The 3,338-nt window shown below is 71.1% G+C and carries 4 protein-coding genes; all 4 read left to right on the forward strand.

Going from position 1 to position 3,338, the window contains the following annotated elements; translation table 11 throughout:
• The first annotated feature begins 426 nt into the window (after positions 1–426).
• Positions 427–1,131, forward strand: a complete 705-nt coding sequence (locus VN520_RS12580) for a GAF and ANTAR domain-containing protein (RefSeq protein WP_325746974.1) — start codon at positions 427–429, stop codon at positions 1,129–1,131.
• Positions 1,132–1,173: 42 nt separating this feature from the next.
• Positions 1,174–1,554: a hypothetical protein gene (locus tag VN520_RS12585; RefSeq protein WP_325746975.1), complete on the forward strand. Its 381-nt coding sequence runs from the start codon at positions 1,174–1,176 to the stop codon at positions 1,552–1,554.
• 81 nt (positions 1,555–1,635) lie between these two features.
• Complete coding sequence (locus VN520_RS12590) at positions 1,636–2,370, forward strand: GAF and ANTAR domain-containing protein (RefSeq protein WP_325746976.1); 735 nt, start codon at positions 1,636–1,638, stop codon at positions 2,368–2,370.
• A 512-nt stretch (positions 2,371–2,882) separates the two neighbouring features.
• A partial coding sequence (locus tag VN520_RS12595; protein ID WP_325746977.1) for a TIM barrel protein occupies positions 2,883–3,338 on the forward strand: 456 nt, incomplete at its 3' end.

The following is a 3,338-nucleotide window of genomic DNA, read 5'->3' on the forward strand; positions in this document are numbered from 1 at the left end:
GGTGAAGCACGCCCTGGCGAAACCGGCCACCGCCAAGATCGATGACCTCGACAAACTCGAGGCGATTATTGCCGACACCGTGACCCGTCACCTCGACCGCGCCTACCGCCGGGCCCCCTTGGTCACCGTCGTCGTCATCGACGCCTGACCCCTGTACCGGCACCCCTGGGTGCGCCAATGCTCCAGCGTCTTGGTCACCACCTGGAGATCGGCCGGATCGGCCGGCCGCGGGTGATGATTGAGGTGGTGGGTGAGGTGGGCCATGGCCTGACTGCTCGACGGATCCACGGCAAATCTCCGAAATCACCAAACAGCAGTAGACTGGGCTTTGAGAGGGAGTCGGTGAGACTGAGGCGCTTTCTTCGCTGACGGGTCCGGCAGCGGCCATCGTGTCAGCCCGACCACCTCTGCCGAACGGCTGAACCCATGTCCCCTGAATCCTTCCCCGGGGAGCTGACCACCGTCTTCGCCCGCCTGCACGGGATGCTGTTGAGCCAGCACGACGCCACCACCGCGGTGGGCAGCCTGGCGCGCACCGCCCACCGGCTGATCCCCACCGCGACCGGGGCCGGGGTCTCGTTGCTGGACGCGGACGGTACCCGGGTCACCACCGCGGCCACCGACCCGGCCGTGGAGGCCGCCGACGCGCTGCAGTACGCCCTCGGGGTGGGTCCGTGCCTGAGCGCCTGGGCCACCGGGGAGCCCCAGCGCATCACCGACACCACCACCGAGACCCGCTGGAGGGACTGGTCCGCCGCAGCCGCCGAGACCGGGATCCGCTCGGTGTACAGCACCCCCCTGGTCCACCAGGGCCGGGCGCTGGGGGCGCTGAAGGTCTACGCCACCACCCCGGGCGCCTTCGGGGAGGCCGAGGAGGAGTTGCTGGGGCAGCTGGCCGCCGCGGCGGCCACCCTGCTCGGGGCCGCCCAACCCACCGAGGCCCCGACCCGCCTGAGCGCGGCACTCAAGCACGCGCTGGCCACCCGGGAGGCCATCGGAGTGGCCGCAGGTGTGCTGATGGCCCGGGACCGCCTCAGCGCCGAGGGCGCCCGGACCGCGCTGCTCGAGCAGGCCCGCACCCAGGGGCGGCGGGTGGCCGAGGTCGCCGCCGCAGTGCTGGAGACGGCCTAGGACCACCCCCAGAACCGCCCGAGGACCACAGGAGGATCTCCGATGGGAACGCCGCGGGGTGCCGACGACGAGGCGACCGTCCACGAGCAGGCGCGGTGCCTGCGGGTCACCATGGTCGCCGCCGACATCGACCGGGCCCAGCTGTGGTTGTACTACTTCGGCATCGGCGGGGACGTGTCCGAGCTGGAGCTGGACGCCTATCTGCACCACGCCCTGACCCTGCCGCGGTTGCAGCGGGATTTGCTGGCCCAGGCCGCCAACGAGATCCTCGCCGACCTCGCCCCGCCCAAAGCCCCTTACGCCGCGGACCTGCTCCAGGGCCACCCCGACCCGGTCCACGACGGTGCTGCCGACGACGATCGGGCCCCGGCCCAGGACGGCGAGGGGCGCGACGACACCGATCCCGGAACACCCGGGAAATAAGGGCCCCACCCCACCCACCCCGGGGCGGGTGCCTTGCGCCAGAGCACCGGGGTGCTCCTGGAACCGAGCAAAGGACCGATCATGTCAGATCACCCACCGGGCGGGGGTCCCGTGGCGGAGCTGCACGAGCTGCTGCTCGCCAGCGAGGACATCACCGGCTTCCTCGACGCCTTCACGGCTTCCATCGCTGAAGCCTTGGCCACGGACGGGGAGCAGGTGTGGTGCGCGGTGACCCTGCTGCGCCCCAAGCGCTCCGCCACCGTGGCCGCCTCCAGCCCCCAAGCCGAGGCGCTGGACGAGATCCAGTACCACTACGGCGACGGGCCCTGCCTCACCGCCGCCCGCGAGCACCGGGTGGTCTACGTGGCCGACACCCGCACCGACCCCCGCTGGCCGGCCTACGGCAAGGCGGCGGCTGGAGCGGGGATCCTCTCGGCCCTGGGGGTGCCCTTCGACCTGGGCGGGGAGGCCGAGGCCGGGCTGGACGTCTACGCCGACACCGCCGACACCTACGACGCGGCGACCATCAAGGTGATCCAGGCCCAGGTGGCCCAGGCCTCCACGGTGCTGTGCCTGGCGGTGCGTCTGGCCCGCCACCGCGACACCGCAGCCGATCTCAAAGCCGCCATGGAATCGCGCACGACCATTGACCTGGCGGTGGGCATCGTCATGGGCCAGAACCGCTGCACCCAGGACAGGGCCTTCGAGATCCTGCGGGCGGCCTCCAGCCACCGCAACATCAAGCTGCGGGATCTGGCCGCCGACCTCGTCGCCCAGGTGGGCAAGGGCCCGACCAGCACCCACTTCAAGGCCTGACCAGGACCCCGCAGCACCCGGGGGGCCGGGTGTTCCCGGTGCTCCCCGGGCAAGAATCAAGACCGCGCGGCAGCGCCCTGCCCCGACTCCCTCACGGGAACCTCTGAGGCGGACGCGCCCGTAGCACCGGTCGTGAGCGTCGACAGCGACGCGTCGGAGGATCCGGCCCTGCGGGCTCAGGACGAGGCCGGCCCGGAGACCGAGGACGCCTGAGGCGAGCCCACCGGAGGAGGTGAGACCAGTGTCGCCCCCGCCGAGGCGCTCAGCGCCGGACACAGCCCGGCGATGCACAGGACCGCGACTACGGCATCGGCCCGGTGGAGCGGCGGGGATCCGCGCACGAGGCCGAACAAGGGGATGCAGAGGAAGCCCGGAAGAATCCCAGAGGCCCTTCTCGCCCCGATCGCCGTCCGAGGAGCTCAAGTACACACCTTGACGCCCGCCGTTGCGTGCACTCTACTGTGGACAGGCCTATTGTCAGGACAAAGTTGCCACCCCGGAGGAGTCGCACCATGACCAAGCTCTCGATGAACGTCACTACGACCTTCTACGGCAACGTCGTGAACGACATCGCCGTGGCGAAGGCGGCAGGGTACGGCGGGATCGAGCTGCAGAGCCCGAAGCTCTACCGCTACCTCGACGCAGGCTACTCCGCCGAGTCGCTGCTGCCGCTGCTGGAGGATCTCGAGGTCACTGGGCTCGGTGCGGTGCTGGACCTCGAGCGGCAGGGTGATGCGCGCGCCCAGTTCCTCGCCGAGGTCACGCGTATGTGCGACATCGCCGTGGTGGTCGGGGCACCGATCGTGCAGCTGTGCACGGGTCCGGTCGACTGGAACGTCGTCAGGGATTTCAAGGCCGGCAGGCTCACCGCCGAGGACCTGCGCTACCGCGGGACACTGGGACGGACCGAGGACGAGGCCCTGGCGGCGGCCGCGTCCAACGTGCGGGAGGCCGCCGACATCGCGGCC

Source organism: Streptomyces sp., from assembly GCF_035563135.1.
In the GTDB taxonomy this organism is placed as follows: Bacteria; Actinomycetota; Actinomycetes; order Streptomycetales; family Streptomycetaceae; genus Streptomyces.

Bases quoted from the DNA above. Each gene is read 5' to 3' on its own strand.
- VN520_RS12590 (WP_325746976.1), top strand. From the start codon at position 1,636: ATGTCAGATCACCCACCGGGCGGGGGTCCCGTGGCGGAGCTGCACGAG.
- VN520_RS12580 (WP_325746974.1), top strand. From the start codon at position 427: ATGTCCCCTGAATCCTTCCCCGGGGAGCTGACCACCGTCTTCGCCCGC.
- VN520_RS12585 (WP_325746975.1), top strand. From the start codon at position 1,174: ATGGGAACGCCGCGGGGTGCCGACGACGAGGCGACCGTCCACGAGCAG.